Origin of the sequence: Streptomyces sp. NPDC085944 (assembly GCF_040686295.1) — a bacterium.
Taxonomy (GTDB): domain Bacteria; phylum Actinomycetota; class Actinomycetes; order Streptomycetales; family Streptomycetaceae; genus Streptomyces; species Streptomyces salinarius.
Genome location: NZ_JBFBJX010000012.1, coordinates 181,278 through 206,646, shown reverse-complemented (window position 1 = coordinate 206,646; position 25,369 = coordinate 181,278). Strand labels below are relative to the sequence as shown.

Below are 25,369 nucleotides of genomic sequence, written 5' to 3'. Positions count from 1 at the left end.
GCCCTGGTAGACGGGGGGCCGGGCAGACGGGACGAGGCAGAGGAGTGAACTCATGGCTCACGCGGTATCCACACCCGGAACACCCGCCGGCGCCCGCACGGGCCCGGCCGGCCCGGGGCGCACGAGCCCCGACGTCCTGGGCCGGAAGACCCACCTGCTGGTGAAGTGGGGGATGCCCGTCGCGACCGCGCTGGTCTACGGCTACTGGGTCGCGTCCGTCCGCCGTCACGGCGGCCCCATCACCGGCACCAACCTGCTGTTCGGCTTCATGTCGGCGCTCGCGTTCGTGGTCCTCTACTTCGTGATCCGCTCCGTGGGCCGACGCCTGCCGCCCGAGCCCCACGCGGCGCTGTGGGGAGCCTTCGCGGGCAGCGCGCTGGGGTTCATCTACTCCGGCAGCGGCGTCGCCATGTTCACGGCCATCCTGGCGTCGCTGCTGCTCGCGGGGGCGGTGACGGGCTCGCTCGTCTACCACTACTACACCCACCGCGACGCCGAGGAGGCCCGGGCGGCCCACCTGGCCGCTACACGCCGGTCGGCCCGGCCGACCGGCCCGCCCCGGACGGCACGCACCACCTGACCCGTCCGCCCCAGGCGGCCCACACCACCTGAGCCGTCCGCCCCGGACGGCACGCACCACCTGACCCGTCCGCCCCGGACGGCCCACACCACCTGACCCGTCCGCCCCGGACGGCCCACACCACCTGACCGGTCCGCCCCAGGCGGCCATATGCAGTCACGCCGGTCGCCCGCGGCCGGCTCGGCGGTTTCCCTGGGAGGGTGTTCCCACGCCTCAGGGGCGCCCTGTCGGCCGCCTCGATCGCCCTCGCCTGCCTGCTCGCGCCGTGCGCGACGCTGGCGGGCTGGGCGCTGTACGCCCTGGCCGACACCGGCCGGTACGTCGCGGCCGTGGCACCGCTCGCCGACGACGCGGACGTGCGGGACGCGGCCGCCGACACCCTGGGCAGCGGATTCGCCGGCATCGTCGACGAGGTCACGGCGGGCCCCGTGGACGGCACCGTGCGGCTCTTCGTGCGGGACGCGGCCCGGTCGTTCACCAGGACGGACGCCTTCCGTGCGGGCTGGGACGCGGCCAACCGCACCCTCCACACCGCCGTGCTGCGCGCCCTGCGGGACGACGGGACGGCCGGACGCCCGGTAGCCGTCGACCTCGCCCCCGTCGCCGAGCGCGTGCGGGACCGACTCGCCGAGGACCACGTGCCCTTCGCCCGGCGCATCCCGGTGCCGCACACCGCGGTCACCGTGCTCACGGCGCCCGAGGCGGACCGGCTCAGGAAGGGCTTCCACGTGCTCGACGTCGCCGCCTTCTGGCTGCCGCTGGCGGCCGTCGTCTTCGCGGTCACGGGCATCGCCGTCGCCGCCCGCCGCCGCCGTGCCGTCACGGCCGCCGGGATCGGCACCGCCCTCGGCGGCGCGCTGCTCGCCCTCGCCGTCCTGGTCGGCCGCCGGCTCACCGTCGCCGAACTCCCCGGCCCGGTGGACGGCCCCGCCGCGGGCGCCGTCTACGACGCCCTCACCGCCACCCTGCGCACCGCCTCCTGGCTCCTGGTCGGCCTCGGCCTCACGGTCGCCCTGGCCTCCTGGCTCACCGGCCGGTACGGCCGTCTCCCGCGCCGCCGCTCCCGCGCCGAGCCCGTCACCGATCCCGCCCCGGCCCGCCCGACCCGCCCGACCCGCACCGGCCGCTGAAACGACGTGGCGGCGCCCGCGCCCCACGGCTACCGTCGCCGACCATGACCGAGACCAACCACGAGACCGGGACCGTGCCGGTGCCGCGGTCCGGGACGACGACGCTGTGGCGCCCCACGGGCCCCGAGGAGCTGGCGCTGGTCGAGGCCTCCGGCTGGACGGCCTGGCCCCCGCGCCTGCCCGAGCAGCCGATCTTCTACCCGGTCCTCAACGAGGACTACGCCGTCCGCATCGCCCGCGACTGGAACGTGCCCGCCTCCGGCTCGGGCTACGTCACCCGATTCGAGGTGGACGCCGGGTTCCTGGAGCGCTACCCGGTCCGCCGGGCCGGCGGCGAGACGATCCTGGAGCTGTGGGTCCCGGCGGAGGAGCTGACGGAGTTCAACCGGCACATCGTGGGCCGCATCGAGGTCGTACGGGGGTTCCACGCGCAGGCGTAGAACCCCCGAAGACCGCTGGGGCCTGGGTGGCCCGGGCCGGGTCAGACGCCGATGTCGCGCCCGTCCGCGCGCCACACCGCCACGACCGCCGGGCGCACGATCTTCCCGGGTCCGTCGGGCCAGGTGCTGGCCGGCCGCTCCACGGAGGCACCGTCGACCTCGCCCGGGTGCTGCACGGCGACCAGCACCCGGCGGTCCTGGACGAGCGGGCCGCAGGTCTCGGCGCCGGTCGGCACGGTCAGGAACTGCTTCAGCTCACCGCGCCGGTCGCCCTTGGTCGCGACACCGAAGAGCCCGTCGTGGCTGCCGAGCGCGTTGCCGTCGGTGGAGATCCACAGGTTGCCGTGGTCGTCGAAGGCGACGTTGTCGGGGCAGGAGATCGCGCTGACCCGGTCCTTGGGGAAGCCCGCGAAGTAGGTCGCCGGGTCCTCCGGGTCACCGGCGACCAGGAACAGCGCCCACCCGAAGCGGGTCGCGTCGGCCCGGTTCCAGCGCTCGGTCAGCTCCAGGACGTGGCCGTGCTTGTTGGAGTTGCGCGGGTTGGCCTCGTCGGGGCCCGCGTAGCCGCTCTTGCCCCGGTTGGAGTTGTTGGTGAGGGCGACGTAGACCTTGCCGGTGACCGGCGACGGCTCGATGTCCTCGGGCCGGTCCATCTTGGTCGCGCCGACCTTGTCCCCGGCGAGCCGCGTGAAGACGCAGACCTCCTCGGCGCTCATCCCCTCGACGTGCGAGACGGCCCCGTCCTCGGTGGCGGTGACCAGCGGGATCCACTCGCCACCGCCGTCGAACTCCCCGTCGCGCGGCAGCGTCCCCGTCCCGTCGATCTCGATCGCCGGGGAGTCGCCGGAGAGCTTGGCGACGTACAGCGTCCCCTCGTCGAGCAGCGAGAGGTTGTGCTCGCGCGCCCAACGGGAGTTGCCGTGCCGCATCCGCTTGCTGCCGACGAACTTGTAGAAGTAGTCGAACCGCTCGTCGTCGCCGGTGTAGACGACCGGACGCCCGTCGTGCGTCAGCCGCACGGTCGCGGCCTCGTGCTTGAACCGGCCCAGCGCGGTGTGCTTGCGCGGCGTGGACTCGGGGTCGTACGGGTCCAGCTCGACCACGTACCCGAACCGGTGCACCTCGTTCGGCTCCTGGGCGACGTCGAACCGCTTGTCGAACCGCTCCCACTTGCGCTCGGTGGCGCCGGTCCCGATGCCGTACCGCTTGTCGGTGGCGCTGGAGGCGTTGGCGAAGTACTGGTTGAAGTTCTCCTCGCCGTGCAGCGTCGTGCCCCACGGGGTGGTGCCGCCGGAGCAGTTGTTGAGGGTGCCGAGCACCTTGCGGCCGGTGCGGTCGGCGGAGGTCTTCACCAGGTCGGACCCGGCGGCCGGCCCGGTCAGCCGGAACTCGGTGGTGGCGGTGACCCGCCGGTTGAGCCGGTGCCGTGCCACGGGCGTCAGCCGCCCGCTCCTGCGCTCCTCCTCCACGGCGACGACGGACAGCCCGTGCGCGGCCCAGGCGATCTCGACCTGCTCGCGGGTCGGATTCTCCGGGTCGTAGCCGCGGAACATGAGCACCTCGTCGGTGTACTCGTGGTTCGCGACCAGGAGTTGGCGGTCGTGCTCACCGCGCAGCGGCAGCAGCGCGAGGAAGTCGTTGTTGTACCCGAACTGCCCAGCCTGCGCCCTGGCGCTCTGCTTCTCCGGGTCGAAGGCCGGCGCCCCGCGCAGAATGGGTTCACCCCAACGGATGACGACGTCCTGCCGGTACCCCTCCGGTACGGTCACGGCGTCGTCGGTGTTGGGCGCGACGGGCGTGAACCGCAGCCCGCGCGCACCGCGGTCCCGGGACGGCTTCCCGTGCCCCTTGCCTGCCGCCGCGGGCGCGGCCTGCGCCGACGGTGCCCCGGCCACGCCCACGGCCCCGGCTCCCGCCGCCGCCACGGTGACGACGGCGGCGGCCCGCATCATGGAACGGCGGCTGAGCGCACCGGCGATGACGTCGCCGACGTACTCGTTGTCGCTGGTGTTCGGCACCTCGTGGAAGCAGGCGTCGCCACACCGGAAACGGCAGGTCATCGCGGACCGGCCGCCGGGGTGGGAACCGGACGGCGTTCCGATCAACGGCAGGAGTTTGCGCACTGTGTTCTCCCCTTGAGAATCCCTGTATGCCCTGGTGTCAGCGCGACCGTAGGCGCACATACGTGCGGGGACCGGGCGGCGCGGTGAACGGAGGGTGAACCCGGGGAAGCCGTGGGGAGGTTACGGCGACGGCTCGTTCCGCCCTTGACGCGCCGCCGCCCGCATGCCAGACCCTGCACAAGATCACAAGCCGGGACCGCTAACCTTACGTGTCCGTCCTGGCCAGGGATTGACGGCATCAACTCACCCGAAGGATTGCGCTCATGGGCATTCTCACTCTCCTGCGGAACGCGTTCGGCCGGTCACGCAAAGAACAGGCCGCCCAGGCGGAGGGTGCGACGCAGGAGACGGCACCGCCGGTCACCGCGCCGGAGCCGCAGCTCCCGTCCCAGCCCACCGCACCCACGGAGCCGGCCGAGCCCCCGGCCCAGCCGGAGACCGCTTCCCAGATTCCCGAGCCCCGCTCGGAGTCCACCCCCGACGAGCACGACCTCGTCAAGGCCGCCTTCACCAACGTCACGGTCCCCAAGCCGACGGACCCCCCGACCGAGGAGCCGACCCCGACCCCGAAGACGGAGACCGCCCCGAAGACGGAGCCGGCCCCGGCGGCAGAGGTGATCCCGGAGGCAGAGTCGGCCCCGGCGGCAGAGCCGGAAGCCAAGACGACAGCCGAGCCGGAACCGGCAACCGATCCCGAACCCAAGCCCCAGCCGCAGTCCGAGCCCGAGCCGCAGGCCAAATCCGAGCCGCAGCCCGAGACCAAGGCGGAGCCGCAGCCCGAGGCCAAGGCGGAGCCCGAGCCGCAGGCCAAATCCGAGCCGCAGCCCGAGACCAAGGCGGAGCCGCAGCCCGAGACCAAGGCGGAGCCGCAGCCCGAGCCCGAGGCCAAGGCGGAGCCGCAGGCCGAGCAGAAGCCCGAGCCGACCGAGACCCCGGCCGCCCCGGCGGCAGCCGCCCCGGAACCCGCAGCCGCCGACGGCGAGGACACCCCGCAGGGGCCACCGGCACCCGACAACGAATTCAGCACGGGTGGTGCGGGTGGGAGCACGGACGCCGAAGGCGAAGCCGAGGCGCCTCCGACCGCCAGCCGGCCGGAGGCAACCGCCGGTGGGAACACGGACGCCGAGAGCGAGGCCGAGGCGCCGAAGCCGGCCACAACCCCCGCAAGGCTCCGCAGCCGCGCCCCCGCCCTCGCCACCGCCTACAAGGCAGCCGGCGCCGCCCTCAAGAAGCACGACCTCACCGGCGCCCGCGCCAAGGTCCACCTCGTCCTCGACCGTTCCGCCTCCATGCGCCCGTACTACAAGGACGGCTCCGCCCAGGCCCTCGCCGAGCAGACCCTCGCGCTCGCGGCGCACCTCGACCCCGAGGCCACGGTCCACGTCACGTTCTTCTCCACGGAAGTGGACGGCACCGGCGAGCTGGCCCTCACCGACCACGAGAACAAGATCGACGAACTGCACGCAGCGCTCGGCCGCATGGGCCGCACCAGCTACCACGCCGCCGTCGAGGCGGTCCTCGCCCACCACACCAAGGAAGAGGAACCCGGCACCCCCGCCCTGGTGGTCTTCCAGACCGACGGCGCCCCCGACGCCAAGACCCCGGCCACCCAGTCCCTCACGGCCGCGGCCGCGAACCACCCGGAGGTCCACTTCTCCTTCGTCGCCTTCGGCGACCCGGAGAGCAAGGCCTTCGACTACCTCCGCAAGCTCAAGACGGACAACGCCTCCCACCTCCTGGCCGGCGAGACCCCGAAGGAGCTCACCGACAAGGAGCTGTACGAGGGCATTCTGGCCGGCTGGCGCCCGTAGCCGGACCGCACAGCCGCACGCACGGCCCCTCGGGGGGTGGGCAAGGGGAATCCCTCCGTCCACCCCCCGAAACACGTGTGAGTCGATCTCCACAGGGCCAGTAGGATTTCGACCATGGCGGCCACTGGATCAGAGAAGCAGGGGGCGAAGGCGTACTACGTCTCGACCCCCATCTACTACGTCAACGACGCTCCTCACCTGGGCCACGCCTATACGACCGTCGCAGGCGACGTGCTCACCCGCTGGCACCGCCAGCGCGGCGAGAAGGTGTGGTACCTCACCGGCACGGACGAGCACGGTCAGAAGATCATGCGTACGGCCGAGGCGAACGGGGTCACCCCGCAGGCCTGGGCCGACAAGCTCGTCACGGAGTCGTGGAAGCCCCTGTGGGAGCACCTCGACATCGCGAACGACGACTTCATCCGCACCACGCAGAAGCGGCACACCGACCGCGTCCAGGAGTTCGTGCAGGACCTGTACGACAAGGACGAGATCTACAAGGGCGGCTACGAGGGCCCGTACTGCGTGGGCTGCGAGGAGTACAAGCTCCCGGGCGAGCTGCTCGACGGCGAGGGCGAGTACGCGGGCCAGAAGCTGTGCCCGATCCACAAGAAGCCGGTGGAGATCCTCAGCGAGGAGAACTACTTCTTCAAGCTGAGCGAGTACAGCGAGAAGCTGCTCGCCCACTACGAGGCCAACCCGGGCTTCATCCAGCCCGAGTCCGCACGCAACGAGGTCGTGAACTTCGTCCGCCAGGGCCTGCAGGACCTCTCCATCTCCCGCTCGACCTTCGACTGGGGCGTGCCGGTCCCCTGGGACGACAAGCACGTCATCTACGTGTGGGTCGACGCCCTGCTGAACTACGCGACCGCGGTCGGCTACAACGAGAACCCGGAGAAGTTCGAGTCGACGTTCCCGGCCGACGTGCACCTGGTCGGCAAGGACATCCTCCGCTTCCACGCGATCATCTGGCCGGCGATGCTGATGGCGCAGGGCCTCCCCCTGCCCGGGAAGATCGCGGCCAACGGCTGGCTCATGGTCGGCGGCGAGAAGATGTCCAAGTCCAACCTGACCGGCATCAAGCCGCAGGACCTGACCTCGCACTTCGGCGTGGACGCGTACCGCTGGTACTTCCTGCGCGCGATCGCCTTCGGCCAGGACGGCAGCTTCTCCTGGGAGGACTTCTCCGCCCGCTACACCAGCGAGCTGGCCAACGACTACGGCAACCTCGCCTCCCGCGTCGCGGCCATGGTCAACAAGTACTTCGGCGGCGAGCTGCCGGCCGCGACGGCCGACGGCGACGCGGAGAAGGCCATCCACGACGGCCTGACCAAGGCCGTGGCCGAGGCCGACCGCAGGATCGGCGAGGAGCTGGACTTCCAGGGCGGCATCCTGGCGGTCTTCGACTTCGTCAAGCAGGTCAACGGCTACATCACCGAGCAGGAGCCCTGGAAGGTCGCGAAGGACGATTCCCCGGAGGGCAGGGCCCGCCTGGCGACGATCCTCTACACGGCCGCGGAAGCGCTCCGCGCCGTGGCGGTCCTCCTCAACCCGATCATGCCGGACACCTCCCAGAAGCTCTGGGACTCCCTCGGCGCCGAGCCCTCCCTGGGCGCCCTCGCCGACCAGCGGGTCCAGCACGCGGCGGACTGGGGCCGGCTCCCCGTCGGCGCCACGATCACCAAGGGCGCGGTGCTCTTCCCCCGTCTCGAGGAGAAGCCGACCGCGTAGGACGTGCGCCGCATCTCCAGAGGGCCCGGGAACAACGTTTTCCCGGGCCCTCTGAGCTTGGGCCTACGTCTTCCCCGGTGCGTCCGACGTGGCACCTCGCGGCCATCGGGTGGACCGTCGGCGGATGGGCGCCCGCAGGGCAGCTGAGGCCCAGCACGTAACACGCTCGCTACAGCGCGGGACCGGGAGCGACCGGCTCTTCTACCCGGCCCCCCGGTTTGCGAAGATCGCGTCAGAGTGGTCCGGCGTCCGGCCACCACCGCTACACGTGGGGGACTTTCCATGGCACTGTTCGGCAACGCGCACAGCATCGACCCGGGCCAGGCGCAGCAGGAGTACGCGCGTCTGCTCGGCCAGGGCGAGCAGGTCCACGCCGCCTACCTGCTGATCCGCGACACCATCCTGTTCACCGACCGGCGCCTGATCCTGGTCGACAAGCAGGGCATCACCGGCAAGAAGACCGAGTACCACTCGATCCCGTACCGCAGCATCACGCACTTCGCGGTGGAGACGGCCGGCCACTTCGACCTCGACGCCGAACTGAAGATCTGGCTCTCCGGGTCCCAGGCCCCCATCCAGAAGACCTTCACCAAGGGCGTCGACATCTACGAGGTCCAGGCAATCCTGACCCAGTTCGTGGCGCGCTAGGTCCGCGACCGCGTCACGCACCAGGGGCCGGGCGCCGATCGTCGCAAGATCGGCGCCCGGCCCCTGCATGTGCCGTCGGCGGACTACTTCGGCTGCGGCTTGCGCACCGTCAGGTGCAGCTCCCTCAGGCGGGACTCGTCCAGCTCGGTCGGGGCGCCCATCATCAGGTCCTGGGCGTTGCCGTTGAGCGGGAAGGCGATGGTCTCGCGGATGTTGGGCTCGTCGGCCAGCAGCATGACGATGCGGTCGACGCCCGGGGCGATGCCACCGTGGGGCGGCGCGCCGAAGCGCAGGGCGCGCAGCATGCCGGCGAACTCGCGCTCGACGGTCTCCGCGTCGTAGCCCGCGATCCCGAAGGCCTTGAGCATGATCTCCGGCTCGTGGTTCCGGATGGCGCCGGAGGACAGCTCGACGCCGTTGCAGACGATGTCGTACTGCCAGGCCAGGATGTCCAGCGGATCCTGGTTCTCCAGGGCGTCCATGCCGCCCTGCGGCATCGAGAACGGGTTGTGGGAGAAGTCGATCTTCCCCGTCTCCTCGTCCTTCTCGTACATCGGGAAGTCGACGATCCAGCAGAACCGGAAGACGTTCTCCTCGAAGTGCCCGGCGCGCTGGGCGGCCTCGACGCGGACCGCGCCCATGATCTTCGAGACCTCGTCGAACTCGCCCGCGCCGAAGAACACCGCGTGGCCGGGGGCCAGGGAGAGCCGCTTGGTCAGCTCCGCGACGTTGTCCTCGGTGAGGAACTTCGCGATCGGGCCGGACAGCTTGCCGTCCTCGCCGACGCGGACCCAGGCCAGGCCCTTGGCGCCCTGCGAGACGGCGTAGTCGCCGAGCTGGTCGAAGAACTTGCGGGGCTGGGCGGCGACGTCCGGGACGGGCAGCGCGCGCACGTGCTTGCCGGCGAAGGCCTTGAACTCCGAGCCCTCGAAGACGTCGGTGATGTCGACCAGCTCCAGCTGGGCGCGCAGGTCCGGCTTGTCGGAGCCGTACTTCAGCATCGCCTCGCGGAACGGGATGCGCGGGAACGGGGACGTCACCTCGCGGCCGTTGCCGAACTCCGTGAACAGCTCCGTCATGAGCTGCTCGATCGGGCGGAAGACGTCCTCCTGCTCGACGAAGCTCATCTCGACGTCGAGCTGGTAGAACTCGCCCGGCGAACGGTCGGCGCGGGCGTCCTCGTCGCGGAAACAGGGCGCGATCTGGAAGTACCGGTCGAAGCCAGAGATCATCAGCAGCTGCTTGAACTGCTGCGGCGCCTGCGGGAGGGCGTAGAAGCGGCCCGCGTGCAGACGGGAGGGGACCACGAAGTCGCGGGCGCCCTCGGGGGAGGTGGCGGTGAGGATGGGCGTAGCCATCTCGTTGAAGCCCAGGGTCACCATCTTGTGCCGGATGGCGGAGATGACCGACGTGCGCAGCATGATGTTGCGGTGCATGCGCTCGCGGCGCAGGTCCAGGAAGCGGTACTCCAGGCGCCGCTCCTCGTTGACCCCGTCCTCGGTGTTGATGGTGAAGGGCAGCGGCTGGGCGGCGCCGAGCAGTTCGACCTCGCCCACCTCGACCTCGACCTCGCCGGTGGGCAGGTCGGGGTTGATGTTGTCGGCGCCGCGGGAGACGACCTTGCCGTCGACCCGAACGGTCGATTCCTTGGTCAGCTTGTCCAGCGCCTCGTAGGCCGCGGTGCCCGGACGGGCGACGAGCTGCGTGATGCCGTAGTGATCGCGCAGATCGATGAAGAGGATGCCGCCCAGGTCGCGCCGATTGTGCAGCCAGCCACTCAGTCGGACGTCGGTGCCGACGTCAGAGGAGCGGAGCTCGCCGCAGGTGTGGGACCTGTACCGATGCATCGTCGTTCATCCAGCCTTCGCGGATCGGGGATGGCGTTTCGCGTTTCACGTGAAACAACCCCAGCGTACCGGGCAGCCGTGCCTGCCTTCTTCCCCATTGACGCGCCACGGCCCCGCCCCGGGCCCGGCCCGGAGCCCGTCCGGCACCGCCGTGACCGGTGGCAGCGTCCGATCACCTCTTCTTAAAGTGGGGCAATGCGTACTGGTGAGCCCCTGCCCGAGGTGGGGGACGTCCTCGCCGCCCTCGCGACCGGACTGTGGCACTGGGACACCGCCGCGTCAGAGGTCACGGTGGACGGAGAGGCCGCCCGCCTGCTCGGCCTGCCCGCCGAACCGGCGACCCTCACCGAGGCACAGGTACGGGCCCGGTTGCACCCGGTGGACTGGAACGAGATCACCGGGGTGGTGCAGCTCGCCGTCGCCGAGGGCACCCTCGCCGAGGTCCGGATCCGGATCATGGACGAGCGCGGCCATGTCGTCCGGGTCGTGCGCAGCCGCTCCAAGCCCTCCTTCGACCCCGTACGCAAGGCCTACTCGCTGACCGGCACCCTCCAGGAGGTCGCCGAGCCCAGGCCTGGCACCCCCGCCGGGCGCAGCGCGGTCACCGGCGAGTGGCGCCGCTCCCGGGAGGCCTTCCTGCTGGACGCGGGCCGGGCGCTGGCCGAGGCGCGGTCCACCGAGGAGGTGCTGCGGGTCGCGGCCGGGCTGTCGATGCCGGGGTTCTCCCCGGACGGCCTCGCGGTGTTCGGGGTCTCGGGCGACCGGCTGACCGTCATCGGCCACCACGGACAGCCCCAGAACGACATGAACCCGTTCATCGACATGCCGCTGGACACGGACTACCCAGCCGCCGAGGTGGTGCGCACCGGCCGGGCCGTCTACCTCTCCTCCCCCGGGCAGTACCGGCACCGCTACCCCCTCACCTGGCCCCTTGCCGAACGCTTCGGCCGCCATTCCTGGGCCTTCCTCCCGCTGACGGTGGCGGGCCGCACCATGGGCGCCTGGATGGCGGCCTTCACCTATCCGGTGGCCTTCACGCCCGACGAGCGCTCCGTGCTGACCACGGTGGCGCGGATGCTCGCCCAGGCCCTGTCCCGGGCGGGCGCCGCCGAGAACCAGCGGGAGCTGGCCGAGGGGCTGCAGCGCTCCATGCTGCCCATGCTCGGCCCGGAGATCCCCGGCATGGACGTCGCCGCGCGCTACGTCCCCACCGGTGGCGGCCTCCAGGTGGGCGGCGACTGGTACGACATGATTCCGCTGCCCGGGGGCCGATTCGCCCTGGTGATCGGCGACGTCCAGGGGCACGACGTGCGGGCGGCCGGGCTGATGGGCCAGTTGCGCATCGCCCTGCGCGCCTACGCCTCCGAGGGCCACCGCCCCGACGCGGTGCTCGCCCGCGCCTCCCACTTCTTCCACGGCCTCGTCGCGTCCGAGGACGACCCCGGCGACCAGCGCTTCGCGACCTGCTACTACGCCGAGGTCGACCCCGCCACCGGCACCGTGGAGAGCGCCCGGGCGGGGCACCTGGACCCGGTGGTGCGCATGGCGGACGGCACGGCGCTGATCCTCGCCACGGCGGGCGGGCTGCCGCTGGGCATCGACCCGGACTCCGACTACCCGACGACCCGGCTCGCCCTGGAACCCGGGGACACCCTGATGCTGTGCACGGACGGTCTGGTGGAGACCGGCGGCCACGACCTGCAGAGCGGCTGGCACCGTCTGCGCGTGATCCTTGAGGAGCACACCGGCGGCCTGGAGGAGCTCGCCGACGCGCTGGTCCAGGCCGTGCACGGCCCCTCCTCGCACCACACCGTCGGCCCGCTGTCCGACCGGCGGGAGGACGACATCGCGCTGTTGCTGCTGTGCCGGCAGGGCGAGGGCTGCGGCTGCGGCGAATCCACCGCGACCCGGGCGCCGGTGCGCCGCACGATGCTGACGGTCGCCCAGGCCGAGCCGGCGCGGATCGCCACCGCCCGGCAGCACCTGCGCGACCTGCTGCACGACTGGCCGGGCGAGGAGCAGCGGGACGCGGCGGTGCTGCTGCTCTCCGAGATGCTGACCAACGTCCTGGTCCACACCGACACCGACGCCCTGCTCGTCGCCGAGGTCGTCGGGGAGCCTGGGGAGCGACGGATCCGGGTCGAGGTCACCGACAACGGCGACGACCTGCCGCACAAGCGCCGGCCGGGGGAGATGGCATCCTCCGGACGCGGCCTGATGCTGATCGAGCTGCTCGCGGACGCCTGGGGCGTCGCCCCGCGCGGCGAGGGCAAGAGCATCTGGTACGAGATCTACGAGTCCGCCGACCCGGACGAGGACGCCGGTCCCGCCGTCGACCCGGAGCCCGCCGCAGCCCCGTAACGGCCCTGGAGCTCGTACACGATCCCGACCGCCGCGGCGGTCAGCGGCACGGCGAGGAGCATCCCCAGGATGCCCGCCACCGAGGCGCCCGCGGTGAGCGCGAGCAGCACGACGGCCGGGTGCATCTGGACGGTACGGCTCTGGATCACCGGCTGGAGCACGTGCCCCTCCAGCACCTGCACGGCCAGCACCACGCCGAGGGCCCACAGCGCGATGACGAACCCCCGGTCGGCCAGCGCCACCAGCACGGCGACGGCACCGGAGATGAACGCGCCGAGGTAGGGGATGTAGGCGCCGACGAAGACCAGCGCGCCGAGCCCGACCGCGCCGGGCACGCGCAGGATCAGCAGCCCGACGGTGATGCAGACCGCGTCGATGAGGGCGATCAGGGTGGTGCCCCGCATGAAGCCCTCGACGGCCCCGAACGCCCGGCGGGCCATGGCCTCGACCATGTCGGCGCTGCCGTGCGGGGCGAGGGCGCGCACCGTGCCCACGGCCCGGTCGGAGTCGCGCAGGAAGAAGAAGACGAGCAGCAGGGCGAGTACGGCCATGGCCATCATCTCGCCGACGACGCTGATCCCGCTCACCACGCCCGAGGCGGCCGTACCGCCGAACTTGCCGAGCAGTTCGCGGGCGTTGGAGGCGAGGTCGTCCAGCGAGGTCCCGGCCGCGCCGAAGTGGTCGGCGACGCCCTTCGCCGCGTTCCGCAGCGAGGCGACGATCTGGTCGCCGGTCTCGATGAGCGCGGAGACCACGATGTACCCGGCGCCGCCGACCACGGCCAGCACGGCGACGCAGGTCAGCCCGGCGGCCAGCGACCGCTGCACATGGGCCTTCACCAACCGCCGGTGCAGCGGCCGGAGCAGGGCGGTGCCGAGCAGCGCGAGCAGCGCCGGGGTCACCGCGGTGCGGAACTCGACGCAGAGCCGGATCGCGACGTAGACGACACCGCTGGCGAGCAGGATGACGGCACACCAGGCGGCGAACCGACGCACCGGACCGGGGAGCAGCTGCACGTCCCCCACCCGATCACGCACCGGGCGGGCTGTCCTGCGCGGACGGCCCGCCCGGGTGACGCACGGTCAGGCGCCGGGGCCCTCCTCGGACATCCCGTGCACCGCCGGGACGGTGCCCAGGCGCCCCTTCTGGAAGTCCTCGAAGGCCTGCATCAGCTCGTCCTTGGTGTTCATCACGAACGGGCCGTAGTGGGCCATCGGCTCCCGGATCGGCCGCCCGCCGAGCAGCACGACCTCCAGGTCCGGCGTGTGGGAGTCCTGCTTCTCGTCCGCGCGGACGGTCAGCGAGCCCCCGGCGCCGAAGACGGCCGTCTGGCCCAGGTGGATCGGACGCCGCTCGGCGCCCACCGACCCGCGCCCGGCCATGACGTACGCCAGGCCGTTGAAGTCCTCCCGCCAAGGCAGGGTGACCTCGGCGCCAGGCGCCAGCGTCGCGTGGACCATCGTGATCGGCGTGTGCGTGATCCCGGGGCCGTCGTGCCCGTCCAGCTCACCGGCGATGACGCGCAGCAGCGCGCCGCCGTCGGGAGAGGTGAGCAGCTGGACGCTGCCGCTGCGGATGTCCTGGTACCTGGGGGCCATCATCTTGTCCTTGGCCGGCAGGTTCACCCACAGCTGGAGCCCGTGGAACAGCCCGCCGGACATGACCAGCTGCTCCGGCGGCGCCTCGATGTGGAGCAGACCCGAGCCGGCCGTCATCCACTGGGTGTCGCCGTTGGTGATGGTGCCGCCTCCGCCCTGGCTGTCCTGGTGGTCGAAGATGCCGTCGATGATGTAGGTGACGGTCTCGAAGCCGCGGTGCGGGTGCCAGGGGGTGCCCTTGGGCTCTCCGGGCGCGTACTCCACCTCACCCATCTGGTCCATCATGATGAACGGGTCGAGATGGCGGTAGTTGATCCCGGCGAACGCGCGGCGCACCGGGAATCCCTCACCCTCGAAACCGCTGGGCGCGGTCGTGACGGTCAGCACGGGACGTGCGACGGCGTCGGCGGGCGCGGATACGCGGGGCAGCGTCAACGGGTTCTCGACGGTCACGGCGGGCATGTCGACCTCCTCGGGCGGCGTGCGCCCCACTTTAGTTGAGCGTTGAACTTCTTGCCACCCGGAACCACAAAAGCCCGGAGGGAATTCCCTCCGGGCTCGCGGATCACCGACGCACCGGTCGGCCGTCCGTGCGGCAACGGCGTCTAGCCGTACATCCGGCGCATCGCAAAATCGACCATCTGTTCGACAGCCTTCGCGTCGAACACCATCCGGTGCTCGCCCTCCATGTCCAGGACGAAGCCGTAGCCGGTCGGCAGCAGGTCGATCACCTCGGCACCGGTGATCACGAAGTACTTCGACTCCTTGCCCGCGTACCGGCGCAGCTCCTTCAGGCCCGTGAACATCGGGATCACCGGCTGCTGGGTGTTGTGCAGCGCGAGGAAGCCGGGGTTGTCGCCGCGCGGGCAGTAGACCTTCGAGGTCGCGAAGGTCTGCTGGAAGTCCTCGGCGGACATCTGGCCGGTGGTGAAGGCGCGCACCGCGTCCGCGAGCGAGGGCGGGGACGGCTCGGGATACAGCGGCGGCTGCTGCCCGTACCCGCCGCCCATCGGCTGCTGCGGGGGCGGGGCGTACTGCTGCTGCTGTTGGCCCGCGGTCTGGTCGTAGCCGTACATGCAGCACAGAGTAACGAGTAACGAGTCACAGATGGGCGGCTCGGGGTTGCTTCTTATTACCGACGGGTAGCATCATCGTAGCTACTAGTTGGTACGTGTACGGATGCGAGGAGCGAGTGCCTCGCCGATCTCTCAACGGAGCCGTCGCCATGGGGCACTACAAGCCGAATCTCCGGGACATCGAGTTCAACCTCTTCGAGGTGCTCGGCCGTGACAAGGTGTACGGCACGGGCCCGTTCGCGGAGATGGACACGGACACCGCCAAGAGCGTCCTCGAGGAGCTGACCCGGCTCTCCGAGAACGAGCTGGCCGAATCCTTCGCCGACGCCGACCGCAACCCGCCGGTCTTCGACCCGGAGACCAACACGGCACCGGTCCCGGCCTCCTTCAAGAAGAGCTACCAGGCCTTCATGGACTCCGAGTACTGGCGGCTCGGCCTCCCCGAGGAGATCGGCGGCACCACCTCGCCGCGCTCCCTCATCTGGGCCTACGCGGAGCTGATCCTCGGCGCCAACCCGGCCGTGTGGATGTACTCCTCGGGTCCGGCGTTCGCCGGCATCCTCTTCGAGGAGGGCAACGAGGTCCAGAAGCACATCGCCTCGATCGCCGTCGAGAAGCAGTGGGGCTCCACCATGGTCCTCACCGAGCCGGACGCCGGTTCGGACGTGGGCGCCGGCCGCACCAAGGCCGTCGAGCAGGAGGACGGCTCCTGGCACATCGAGGGCGTGAAGCGCTTCATCACGTCCGGCGAGCACGACATGTCGGAGAACATCCTCCACTACGTCCTCGCCCGCCCCGAGGGCGCCGGCCCCGGCACCAAGGGCCTGTCCCTCTTCCTGGTCCCCAAGTACGAGTTCGACTTCGAGACCGGTGAGCTGGGCGAGCGCAACGGCGTCTACGCCACCAACGTCGAGCACAAGATGGGCCTCAAGGCCTCCAACACCTGCGAGATGACCTTCGGCGACCGCCACCCCGCCAAGGGCTGGCTGATCGGCGACAAGCACGACGGCATCCGCCAGATGTTCCGCATCATCGAGTTCGCCCGCATGATGGTCGGCACGAAGGCGATCTCCACCCTCTCCACGGGCTACCTCAACGCCCTGGAGTACGCCAAGGAGCGCGTGCAGGGCCCCGACCTGGCCAACTTCATGGACAAGTCGGCCCCCAAGGTCACCATCACGCACCACCCGGACGTGCGCCGCTCGCTGATGACGCAGAAGGCGTACGCCGAGGGCATGCGCGCCCTGGTCATGTACACCGCCTCCGTGCAGGACGAGATCCAGGTCAAGGAGGCGAACGGCGAGGACGCCTCGGTCGAGCACGCCCTCAACGACCTGCTCCTGCCGATCGTGAAGGGCTACGGCTCGGAGAAGGCGTACGAGCAGCTCGCGCAGTCGCTCCAGACCTTCGGCGGCTCCGGCTTCCTGCAGGAGTACCCGATCGAGCAGTACATCCGCGACGCCAAGATCGACACCCTGTACGAGGGCACCACGGCGATCCAGGGCCAGGACTTCTTCTTCCGGAAGATCGTCCGCAACCAGGGCGCCGCGCTGAACTCGCTCGCCGAGGACATCAAGAAGTTCCTGGCGCTCGCCACCGGCGGCGAGGAGCTGTCCGGCGCCCGTGAGCACCTGGCCAAGGCCGCCGTCGAGCTGGAGGCCATCGTCGGCCTGATGCTGACCGACCTCGCGGCCACCGAGCAGGACGTCAAGAACATCTACAAGGTCGGCCTCAACACCACCCGCCTGCTCCAGGCCTCCGGCGACGTGATCGTCGGCTACCTGCTGCTCAAGGGCGCCGCCGTCGCCGCCGAGAAGCTGCCGACCGCGTCCGCCAAGGACAAGGCCTTCTACGCCGGCAAGATCGCCGCCGCGAAGTTCTTCGCGGCCAACGTCCTGCCCGGTCTCACCCTGGCCCGCCAGGTCGCCCAGGGCGTCGAGCTGGACCTGATGGAGCTCGACGAGGCCGCCTTCTAGGACCGGCCTTCCCGGACCGGCCGTCCGGTCCGGGCCCCCTCCACCAATTCCACACACCCTGACGAGGGCCCGCTCCCGCTCCACGGGAAGCGGGCCCCCGTACGTCGTTAAGGTGAACCCATGAGCGCACCCTCCCGCTTCGACCGCGGCCACACCGACGACCTGATGACCTTCCTGTCGGCGAGCCCGACCCCGTACCACGCAGTGGCGAGTGCCGCCGAGCGCCTGGAGAAGGCCGGCTTCCGCCAGGTCTCGGAGACCGACGCGTGGGAGGGGACCAGCGGCGGCAAGTACGTGCTGCGCGGCGGTGCGATCGTCGCCTGGTACGTCCCGGAGGGCGCCACCGCCCACACCCCCTTCCGCATCGTCGGAGCCCACACCGACTCCCCCAACCTGCGCGTCAAGCCCCGTCCGGACACCGGGGCGCACGGCTGGCGCCAGGTCGCCGTGGAGATCTACGGCGGCCCGCTGATGAACTCCTGGCTCGACCGCGACCTGGGCCTGGCCGGCCGCCTCTCGCTGCGCGACGGCTCCACCCGCCTGGTCAACGTCGACCGTCCGCTGCTGCGCGTCCCGCAGCTCGCCATCCACATGGACCGCAACGTCACCGCGGACGGCCTCAAGCTCGACAAACAGCGCCACCTCCAGCCCGTCTGGGGCCTGGACGACACCGTGCGCGACGGCGACCTGATCGCCTTCCTGGAGGACGAGGCGGGCCTCGCCCGCGGCGAGGTCACCGGCTGGGACCTGATGACGCACTCCGTGGAACCCCCGGCGTACCTGGGCCGCGACCGGGAGCTGGTGGCGGGCCCGCGGATGGACAACCTGCTGTCCGTGCACGCCGGTACGGCCGCGCTGGCCGCGGTCGCGACCTCCGGCGCCGACCTGCCGTACATCCCCGTCCTGGCCGCCTTCGACCACGAGGAGACCGGCTCCCAGTCGGACACGGGCGCCGACGGGCCGCTGCTCGGCAGCGTGCTGGAGCGCTCGGTGTTCGCCCGCGGCGGCTCCTACGAGGACCGCGCGCGTGCCTTCGCCGGCACGGTCTGCCTCTCCTCCGACACGGGCCACGCCGTCCACCCCAACTACGCGGAGCGCCACGACCCGACGCACCACCCGCGCGTCAACGGCGGCCCGATCCTCAAGGTCAACGTCAACAACCGCTACGCCACCGACGGTTCGGGCCGCGCGGTGTTCGCCGCCGCCTGCGAGAAGGCGGACGTCCCGTTCCAGACCTTCGTCTCCAACAACTCCATGCCGTGCGGCACCACCATCGGCCCCATCACCGCGGCCCGCCACGGCATCAGCACCGTCGACATCGGCGTGGCCATCCTGTCGATGCACAGCGCCCGGGAGTTGTGCGGCGCCGACGACCCGCACCTGCTGGCCAACGCGCTGGTGGCGTTCCTCCAGCCGTAGGCCCCGTCACGCAACAGGTCCCCACGGCATGAGGGTTGAGGCCCGGGGTACCCGCACGGAACCGGATCGGCCGGAAACCCGGAACCGACCGGATCTGACAGGGAGGCAACACTCATGGGCCTCGGCGGGTGCATCATCCTCATCGCCGTGGGAGCCATCCTCACGTTCGCGACCGACTGGGACATGGAGGGCGTCAACCTCGACCTGGTCGGTGTGATCTTCATGGTCGTCGGCCTGATCGGCGTCGCGACGTTCAGCAGCATCGCCCGGCGCCGCCGCGTCGTGATGCCACCGACGACCCCGGTCGTCGAGGAACGGCCCCACCACCCCACGCAGGACGGCTACCAGAACGGCTACGGTTCCTGACCCGGCCGGGCCCGGCACTCAGCCTGTCGGCCTACCGGCCGCGTTCCGCGGCGCCCGGCGGGGAAGCGGTCAGAGCATGAGATTCCTCGTGTACGACCGGCTCCTCGGCATCGGCGACGACTACTGGATCGAGGACGACCGGGGCAACAAGGTCTTCCTCGTCGACGGCAAGGCACTGCGGCTGCGGGACACCTGGGAGTTGAAGGACGCCCGGGGGCGCGTCCTCATCGACATCCACCAGAAGATGTTCGCCCTGCGCGACACCATGGTGATCGAGCGGGACGGCGAGCCCTTGGCCCGCCTCAAGCGGAAACGTCTCTCCCTGCTGCGCAACCACTACCGGGTCACCCTGGCCGACGGCACCGAACTGGACGTCAGCGGCAAGATCCTCGACCGGGAGTTCGCCATCGAGTACGACGGCGAACTCCTGGCCGTCGTCTCCCGGCGGTGGCTGACTCTCCGGGACACCTACGGCGTGGACGTCGTCCGCGACGACGCGGACCCGGCGCTGCTGATCGCCCTGACGGTGTGCGTGATCCACCTGGCGGAGAAGGAGAGGGAGGACGACTGAGGGGCCCGCCCGTCACCGGCACGGCCCGGCTCCTCGGGCCGTCCGACGGACGGCGCGGCCGAGGAGCAGGGGCACGGCCAGGTGGTGCACCGGCGCGGCCAGGGACCAGAGCATCCGGCCGCCGCGGCCCTCGAAGTTCACGTACGTCGCCCAGACGAGCCGCGCGTCGTCGACGGTCACGACGTTGCGGACGGTCAGCGACGGGGCGCGGGCCTCCACGGCGATGCGGTCCGGCCCGGACTCCACCGTGGGCCATCCGATCACGTGCTGTGCCGAGACCCTCGGTCCCAGGCGCAGGCCGAGCACGCCCGACCAGCCCGCCCGAAGCAGGGTGCGCAGCAGCGCGGGAGTGTCCTCGAAGGTGGTCCGCGCCCACTCCTCGGCCGTACGGCGGGGCAGCCCGGCGACCGGAAGAGCGAACGCCGACGCGAAGTGGGCACCGGCGGGTTCCACCCGGACGCGTCGGATGGCGGAGGTCTTGATGCGTGCCATACCCGCAATCCTGGGCGCCGCGACCGAGCGTCAAACACGCTGGGTCACGACGGCCCCACACAGTGCGCTCAGCCGCGCGGGGGCTCCAGCCCCAGCACCCGGTCCTTCAGCGCCGGGAACTGCTCCCGGGTCCGCGCCACCCTGCCCGGGTCGAACTCCACCGTGAGGACCTCCTCGCCGGCGCCGGCCTCCGCGAGCACCTCGCCCCAGGGGTCCACCACGATCGAGTGGCCGGCCTGCGGAACTCCGGCGTGCGTCCCGGCCGTTCCGCAGGCGAGCACGTAGGCCTGGTTCTCCACGGCACGCGCCTGGGCCAGCAGCGTCCAGTGCGGCCGGCGGCGCTCCGGCCAGCCCGCCGGGACGACGAGGATCTCGGCACCGGCGTCGACGAGGGCGCGGAAGAGCTCGGGGAAGCGCAGGTCGTAGCAGGTCGCCACGCCGAGGGTGGTGGTGTCCGGCACCTTGACCGTCACCGGCTCGCGCCCCGCACCCATCAGCACGGCCTCGCCCTTGTCGAAGCCGAAGCGGTGGATCTTGCGGTAGGAGGCGGCCAGGTCGCCGGCGGGGGAGAAGACGAGGGAGGTGTTGTAGAGCCGCCCGTCCGGACCGCGTTCGGGAACCGACCCCGCGTGCAGCCACACGCCCGCATCGCTCGCCGCCTCGGCCATCGCCTCGTACGTCGGCCCCCGCAGCGGCTCGGCCGCCGCGTCGAACTCCTCGAAGGCGAACGCGCCCGTGGTCCACAGCTCCGGCAGCACGACGAGGTCGGCGCCCGCCTGCTCCCTCACCAGGGCCGCCGCCCGGAGGCGACGCGCTTCGACCGTTTCGTCCTCGTTCACGGCGATTTGGATCAGAGAGGCGCGCACACTACCACCGTCCTGGCATTCGAGCCGTCCACACGGGCCTACGATCGTCACACGAAAGCACTGCCGGGGTGCCGCACAGCAGCGTAACTTAGCCTCTCAAGACACCCGCCGACTGCCGCCGCCGCCACTGGCACCGCCGCCGCCAACCGCCCGTGTACCGACCGCCGAGGGGTCCCGTTTCCGTGAGTCTGCATCCCACCCTCCAGCCCTACGCCGACGCCTGGACTCACTCCATCGAGGCGATATCCGAGCTGGTCCAGCCGCTTGTGGAGGCAGAGTGGAACCGCCGGACCCCCTGCCCGGGGTGGTCGGTGCGCGACATCGTCTCGCACGTCCTCGGCCGGGACTCCGAGATGCTCGGCGACCCCCGCCCCATCCACACGCTCCCGCGCGACCTCTACCACGTCACCAACGACCACCAGCGCTACATGGAGATGCAGGTCGACGTCCGCCGCCACCACACGGCACCGGAGATGACGTCCGAGCTGGAGTACATGATCATCCGGCGCAACCGCCAGCTGCGGAACGAGTCGCGGGACCCCGGCACCAAGGTGCGGGGCCCGCTCGGCACCGAGCTGACCCTCCAGGAGGCGATGCGCCGCCACGCCTTCGACGTGTGGGTGCACGAGCAGGACCTGCGCACGGCCCTCGGCCGCCCCGGCAACCTCGACTCCCCCGGCGCGCACGTCGCCCGTGACGTGCTGCTGGACGCGCTGCCCGCCGTCGTCGCCGACCGGGCGGACGCGCCGCGCAGCTCGGCCGTCGTCTTCGACGTCCACGGGCCGGTCGAGTTCCTGCGCACCATCCGCGTCGACATCCAGGGCCGCGGCACCCTCGAATCGTCCCCGGCTCTCGGCCCCGCCGCCACCCTCACCCTCGACTGGGAGACGTACGTCCGCCTGGCCTGCGGCCGCGTGCCCCTGGAGGCGGCGAAGGAAGGCATCAAGACGGAGGGCGACCCGGACCTGGCGGAGGCGATCCTGCGGAACTTCACGGTCACGCCCTAGCTGCGGGCAGTCGTGCCGCTGGGGCGGCACGGGTGGGCGCTGGGGGTACCTCCCAGGCCGTTCAGGCACCGGGGGAGGCACCCGGCCCGCGCCGGCGAGCGCGACCCGTCCCCGCCCCGCGCGCCGGGTGCCTACACCGGCACGTGCACCGTCTCCACCCGGCTGGCCACCAACCGCTCCCGCTCCCGCACCGCGGCCCGCTTGCGCAACCGCAGGATCTGCGACAGCCCCACCGCCTGCAGCACGAACACGGAAGAGAAGGCGACCGTGTAGTCGTCCCCCGTCGCGTCCAACAGCACCCCCACCGCGAACAACGTGGTCATCGACGCCACGAAGCCGCCCATGTTGGTGATCCCGGACGCCGTCCCCTGCCGCTGCGGCGGATTCGCCGGCCGTGCGAAGTCGAAGCCGATCATCGAGGCCGGCCCGCACGCCCCCAGCACCGTGCACAACACCACGAGCAGCCACATCGGCGCGTGCTCGGCCGGGTAGGCCAGCGTCGCCGCCCACAGCGCGGCCGTCACGCCCACCGTGCCGAGCGCCAGCGGCAGCCGCGCCGCGTGGTGCCGGGCGATGATCTGGCCGTAGACCAGGCCGACCACCATGTTGGACAGCACGACGAGGGTGAGCAGCGTGCCGGCCGTGGCCCGGGACAGCCCCTGCGCCTCGACCAGGAAGGGCATCCCCCACAGCAGCAGGAACACCATCGCCGGGAACTGCGTGGTGAAGTGCACCCAGAGTCCCAGCCGGGTTCCCGGCTCACGCCAGGACATGGCGATCTGCCGCCGTACGTACGCGGCACCCTGGTGCGGCAGCGGCTCCGGCTCGTGCCCCTCGGGGTGGTCCTTGAGGAAGAGGAGCAGCAGGACGAAGACGACGGCACCCGCCAGCGCGCTGCCCGCGAACGCGGCCGTCCAGCCGATGCCGTGCAGCAGCCGGGCCAGGACGAGGGTGGAGACCAGGTTGCCCGCCATGCCGACCAGACCGGCCAGCTGGGCGACCATCGGCCCGCGCCGGGCCGGGAACCACCGGGTGCCCAGCCGCAGCACGCTGATGAACGTCATCGCGTCCCCGCAGCCCAGCAGCGCCCGCGAGGCCAGCGCCATGCCGTACGAGGGGGAGAAGGCGAAGCCCAGCTGCCCCGCCGTGAACAGCACGACGCCGATACCCAGCACCTTCTTGGTGCCGAGCCGGTCGACGAGCAGACCGACGGGTATCTGCATGCCGGCGTAGACCAGCAGCTGGAGGATGGAGAAGGTGGACAGCGCCGAGGCGTTGACGTGGAAGCGGTCGGCGGCGTCGAGGCCGGCGACCCCGAGCGACGTACGGAAGACGACGGCGACGAAGTAGACGGACACGCCGACGCCCCACACGGCGATCGCACGCCGGCCGCCCGGGGGATCACCGGGCAGGGCCCGGCCGGCCGAGGTGGCCGTACTCATCGGACCTCCCCCCGCGCCAGGTTCGAGAACCAGCCCACGTGCCGGGCCACCACACCGACGGCCGCGTCCGCGTCCCCGGCGCGCAGTGCGTCGAGGATCTCCTCGTGCTCCGCGAGGGTGTGGGCGATCCGGTCGGGGTGGGAGTGCATGACGGCGACGCCCATGCGCAGCTGGCGGTCGCGGAGCTGGTCGTAGAGGCGGGAGAGGATCTCGTTGCCGCCGCTGCGGACGATCTCGGCGTGGAAGCAGCGGTCGGTGACGGAGGCGGCGGCGAAGTCACCGGCGGCCGCCTGCTCCTTCTGCCGGGCGAGCAGCTCCTCCAGCCGATCGACCAGCCCGGGCGGGGCGGGTACGGCCTTCCTGGCCGCGTACTCCTCGACCAGCAGCCGGGTCTCGACCACGTCCGCGATCTCCTGCGCGGAGACGGGCAGGACCAGGGCGCCCTTCTTGGGGTAGAGCCGGATCAGCCCCTCGACCTCCAGCCGCAGCAGCGCCTCGCGGACCGGCGTGCGGGAGACGCCGACCGCCTCGGCCAGCTCCCCCTCGGTGAGCAGCGTTCCGCCCTCGTACCGGCGCTCCAGGACGCCCTGCTTGACGTGGGTGTAGACGCGGTCCGCCGCGGGGGGTTGCTTCACTGCCGTGGTCATGCCGACAGGATAGATACAACAGGGACACAAGAAGAGTCCGTTCCAGCATCCGGACGCCGGCCCGCCCCGCTCACCCCTCGGGGGGAACCCGACCCCTCGCGACGCCCCGGCGTGCAACCATCCACCCCCTTCGGGTGTCGCACTGACGCGGCCACAGCTCCACGACCACAACTCGGCCGCGCCTCAGGTGACTTCACCACAATCGGGGTAATCAACTCAATGAACACCATTTCGGGCAGCCGCCTGCGCAGGGCCCTCGCCGTCGCCCTGACCTGCGGCACCGTCCTGACCACCGGCGCCCTCGCCACCGCCCCCGCACAGGCAGCCGCGGCCGAGCGCGTCCTTCCCACCCCCGCCCGCGCCGTGCGGGCGCCCACCGCGCCCTCGATCGCCGCCAAGGGCGGCTTCGTGATGAACAACGCGACCGGCAAGGCGCTCTACACCAAGGCCGCCGACACCAAGCGCTCCACCGGCTCCACGACCAAGATCATGACCGCCAAGGTCGTACTCGCCCAGCCGAAGCTGAACCTGGACGCCAAGGTGACGATCCAGATGGCCTACAGCGACTACATCGTGTCGAAGAACGCCTCCTCCGCCCGCCTGATCGTCGGCGACAAGGTGACGGTCCGCCAGCTGCTGTACGGGCTGATGCTGCCGTCCGGTTGCGACGCCGCCTACGCGCTGGCCGACAAGTTCGGCTCGGGCCGGACGCGGGCGGCGCGCGTGAAGTCGTTCATCGGCAAGATGAACGCCACCGCCAAGAGCCTCGGCCTGAAGAACACGCACTTCGACTCGTTCGACGGCATCGGCCACGGCAAGAACTACTCCACGCCGCGCGACCTCACGAAACTCGCGAGCAGCACCATGAAGAACTCCACCTTCCGCACCATCGTCAAGACCAGGAAGTACACGGCGAAGACGAAGACCAGGAAGGGCGGCACCCGGACGATGGCGCCCTGGACCAACACCAACACGCTGCTGGGCAGTTACAGCGGCGCGATCGGCGTCAAGACCGGGTCGGGACCGGAGGCCAAGTACTGCCTGGTCTTCGCCGCGACCCGGAAGGGCAAGACCGTGATCGGCACGGTGCTGGCGTCCTCGTCGTCGGCGCAGCGCGCCAAGGACGCCACCAGGCTCATGGACTACGGATTCAAGAGGTAGACCTGACACCACACCACCACCGGGGCCCGTCGCCGACGCGACGGGCCCCTCTCGCTGTCCGGTTCACACAGCCGAGA

At 71.3% G+C, this 25,369-nt stretch carries 22 protein-coding genes; 13 read left to right on the top strand and 9 right to left on the bottom strand.

The features are described 5' to 3' along the window. The first annotated feature begins 52 nt into the window (after positions 1-52). From AB0P07_RS24180 to AB0P07_RS24170, 3 genes are all read left to right on the top strand, one after another. Positions 53-580: a hypothetical protein gene (locus AB0P07_RS24180; protein ID WP_365553763.1), complete on the top strand. Its 528-nt coding sequence runs from the start codon at positions 53-55 to the stop codon at positions 578-580. 200 nt (positions 581-780) lie between these two features. Continuing rightward, positions 781-1,710, top strand: coding sequence for a hypothetical protein (locus AB0P07_RS24175; RefSeq protein ID WP_365553760.1), 930 nt, complete (start codon positions 781-783; stop codon positions 1,708-1,710). A 44-nt stretch (positions 1,711-1,754) separates the two neighbouring features. Further along, a complete protein-coding gene (locus AB0P07_RS24170) occupies positions 1,755-2,150 on the top strand; it encodes an ADP-ribosylation/crystallin J1 (protein WP_365553757.1) in 396 nt (131 codons plus the stop codon). Between the two features lie 41 nt (positions 2,151-2,191). Here AB0P07_RS24170 and AB0P07_RS24165 read toward each other — a convergent pair whose 3' ends face one another. After that, complete coding sequence (locus AB0P07_RS24165; protein WP_365553754.1) at positions 2,192-4,273, bottom strand: PhoX family protein; 2,082 nt, start codon at positions 4,271-4,273, stop codon at positions 2,192-2,194. Positions 4,274-4,536: 263 nt separating this feature from the next. Between AB0P07_RS24165 and AB0P07_RS24160 the strand changes: the two genes are divergently transcribed. From AB0P07_RS24160 to AB0P07_RS24150, 3 genes are all read left to right on the top strand, one after another. After that, positions 4,537-6,084, top strand: a complete 1,548-nt coding sequence (locus AB0P07_RS24160; protein ID WP_365553752.1) for a VWA domain-containing protein — start codon at positions 4,537-4,539, stop codon at positions 6,082-6,084. Positions 6,085-6,198: 114 nt separating this feature from the next. After that, positions 6,199-7,815, top strand: coding sequence for a methionine--tRNA ligase (metG, locus tag AB0P07_RS24155; RefSeq protein WP_365553750.1), 1,617 nt, complete (start codon positions 6,199-6,201; stop codon positions 7,813-7,815). Positions 7,816-8,097: 282 nt separating this feature from the next. Next, the gene (locus AB0P07_RS24150) at positions 8,098-8,463 is read left to right on the top strand and encodes a PH domain-containing protein (protein ID WP_052836613.1); all 366 of its coding nucleotides are present in this window, start codon (positions 8,098-8,100) and stop codon (positions 8,461-8,463) included. Between the two features lie 83 nt (positions 8,464-8,546). Here AB0P07_RS24150 and aspS read toward each other — a convergent pair whose 3' ends face one another. Then, positions 8,547-10,310, bottom strand: a complete 1,764-nt coding sequence (aspS, locus tag AB0P07_RS24145; protein WP_365553748.1) for an aspartate--tRNA ligase — start codon at positions 10,308-10,310, stop codon at positions 8,547-8,549. Between the two features lie 195 nt (positions 10,311-10,505). On the opposite strand from aspS, the gene AB0P07_RS24140 reads away from it, so the two are divergent. After that, positions 10,506-12,671 carry a SpoIIE family protein phosphatase gene (locus AB0P07_RS24140; RefSeq protein WP_365553745.1) on the top strand — a complete coding sequence of 722 codons (2,166 nt, stop codon included), beginning with the start codon at positions 10,506-10,508 and terminating at the stop codon, positions 12,669-12,671. Here AB0P07_RS24140 and AB0P07_RS24135 read toward each other — a convergent pair. The 3 genes from AB0P07_RS24135 to AB0P07_RS24125 form a co-directional block, all read right to left on the bottom strand. Beyond that, on the bottom strand, positions 12,602-13,687 hold the full coding sequence (locus AB0P07_RS24135) for an AI-2E family transporter (RefSeq protein ID WP_365553742.1): 1,086 nt from the start codon (positions 13,685-13,687) through the stop codon (positions 12,602-12,604). The genes AB0P07_RS24140 and AB0P07_RS24135 overlap by 70 nt on opposite strands. Before the next feature lie 66 nt (positions 13,688-13,753). Beyond that, a complete protein-coding gene (locus AB0P07_RS24130; RefSeq protein WP_365553739.1) occupies positions 13,754-14,731 on the bottom strand; it encodes a pirin family protein in 978 nt (325 codons plus the stop codon). Positions 14,732-14,874: 143 nt separating this feature from the next. After that, complete coding sequence (locus tag AB0P07_RS24125; protein ID WP_365553737.1) at positions 14,875-15,345, bottom strand: SseB family protein; 471 nt, start codon at positions 15,343-15,345, stop codon at positions 14,875-14,877. Between the two features lie 149 nt (positions 15,346-15,494). Here AB0P07_RS24125 and AB0P07_RS24120 point away from each other — a divergent pair, with 149 nt between their 5' ends. From AB0P07_RS24120 to AB0P07_RS24105, 4 genes are all read left to right on the top strand, one after another. Continuing rightward, positions 15,495-17,321, top strand: a complete 1,827-nt coding sequence (locus AB0P07_RS24120; RefSeq protein WP_365553734.1) for an acyl-CoA dehydrogenase — start codon at positions 15,495-15,497, stop codon at positions 17,319-17,321. 120 nt (positions 17,322-17,441) lie between these two features. Beyond that, the gene (locus tag AB0P07_RS24115; RefSeq protein WP_365553731.1) at positions 17,442-18,740 is read left to right on the top strand and encodes a M18 family aminopeptidase; all 1,299 of its coding nucleotides are present in this window, start codon (positions 17,442-17,444) and stop codon (positions 18,738-18,740) included. Positions 18,741-18,854: 114 nt separating this feature from the next. Next, positions 18,855-19,106: a DUF6458 family protein gene (locus AB0P07_RS24110; protein ID WP_365553729.1), complete on the top strand. Its 252-nt coding sequence runs from the start codon at positions 18,855-18,857 to the stop codon at positions 19,104-19,106. Between the two features lie 76 nt (positions 19,107-19,182). Continuing rightward, positions 19,183-19,677 carry an LURP-one-related family protein gene (locus AB0P07_RS24105; protein WP_365553726.1) on the top strand — a complete coding sequence of 165 codons (495 nt, stop codon included), beginning with the start codon at positions 19,183-19,185 and terminating at the stop codon, positions 19,675-19,677. A 12-nt stretch (positions 19,678-19,689) separates the two neighbouring features. Here AB0P07_RS24105 and AB0P07_RS24100 read toward each other — a convergent pair whose 3' ends face one another. Both AB0P07_RS24100 and AB0P07_RS24095 read right to left on the bottom strand, forming a co-directional pair. Beyond that, a complete protein-coding gene (locus AB0P07_RS24100; protein ID WP_365553724.1) occupies positions 19,690-20,169 on the bottom strand; it encodes a DUF2867 domain-containing protein in 480 nt (159 codons plus the stop codon). Between the two features lie 68 nt (positions 20,170-20,237). Next, positions 20,238-21,035 (bottom strand): carbon-nitrogen family hydrolase, encoded by a 798-nt coding sequence (locus tag AB0P07_RS24095; RefSeq protein ID WP_365553721.1) that lies wholly within the window; start codon positions 21,033-21,035, stop codon positions 20,238-20,240. A gap of 182 nt (positions 21,036-21,217) precedes the next feature. On the opposite strand from AB0P07_RS24095, the gene AB0P07_RS24090 reads away from it, so the two are divergent. After that, entirely contained in the window at positions 21,218-22,042 is an 825-nt protein-coding gene (locus AB0P07_RS24090) for a maleylpyruvate isomerase family mycothiol-dependent enzyme (protein ID WP_365553719.1), read from the top strand. A gap of 131 nt (positions 22,043-22,173) precedes the next feature. On the opposite strand, the gene AB0P07_RS24085 is transcribed toward AB0P07_RS24090, so the two are convergent. Both AB0P07_RS24085 and AB0P07_RS24080 read right to left on the bottom strand, forming a co-directional pair. Beyond that, entirely contained in the window at positions 22,174-23,484 is a 1,311-nt protein-coding gene (locus AB0P07_RS24085; RefSeq protein ID WP_365553716.1) for an MFS transporter, read from the bottom strand. Beyond that, positions 23,481-24,131 carry a GntR family transcriptional regulator gene (locus tag AB0P07_RS24080; protein ID WP_365553714.1) on the bottom strand — a complete coding sequence of 217 codons (651 nt, stop codon included), beginning with the start codon at positions 24,129-24,131 and terminating at the stop codon, positions 23,481-23,483. The genes AB0P07_RS24085 and AB0P07_RS24080 overlap by 4 nt, the downstream gene beginning before the upstream one ends. A 219-nt stretch (positions 24,132-24,350) precedes the next feature. On the opposite strand from AB0P07_RS24080, the gene AB0P07_RS24075 reads away from it, so the two are divergent. Beyond that, entirely contained in the window at positions 24,351-25,292 is a 942-nt protein-coding gene (locus AB0P07_RS24075) for a D-alanyl-D-alanine carboxypeptidase (RefSeq protein ID WP_365553711.1), read from the top strand. Positions 25,293-25,369 lie beyond the last annotated feature (77 nt).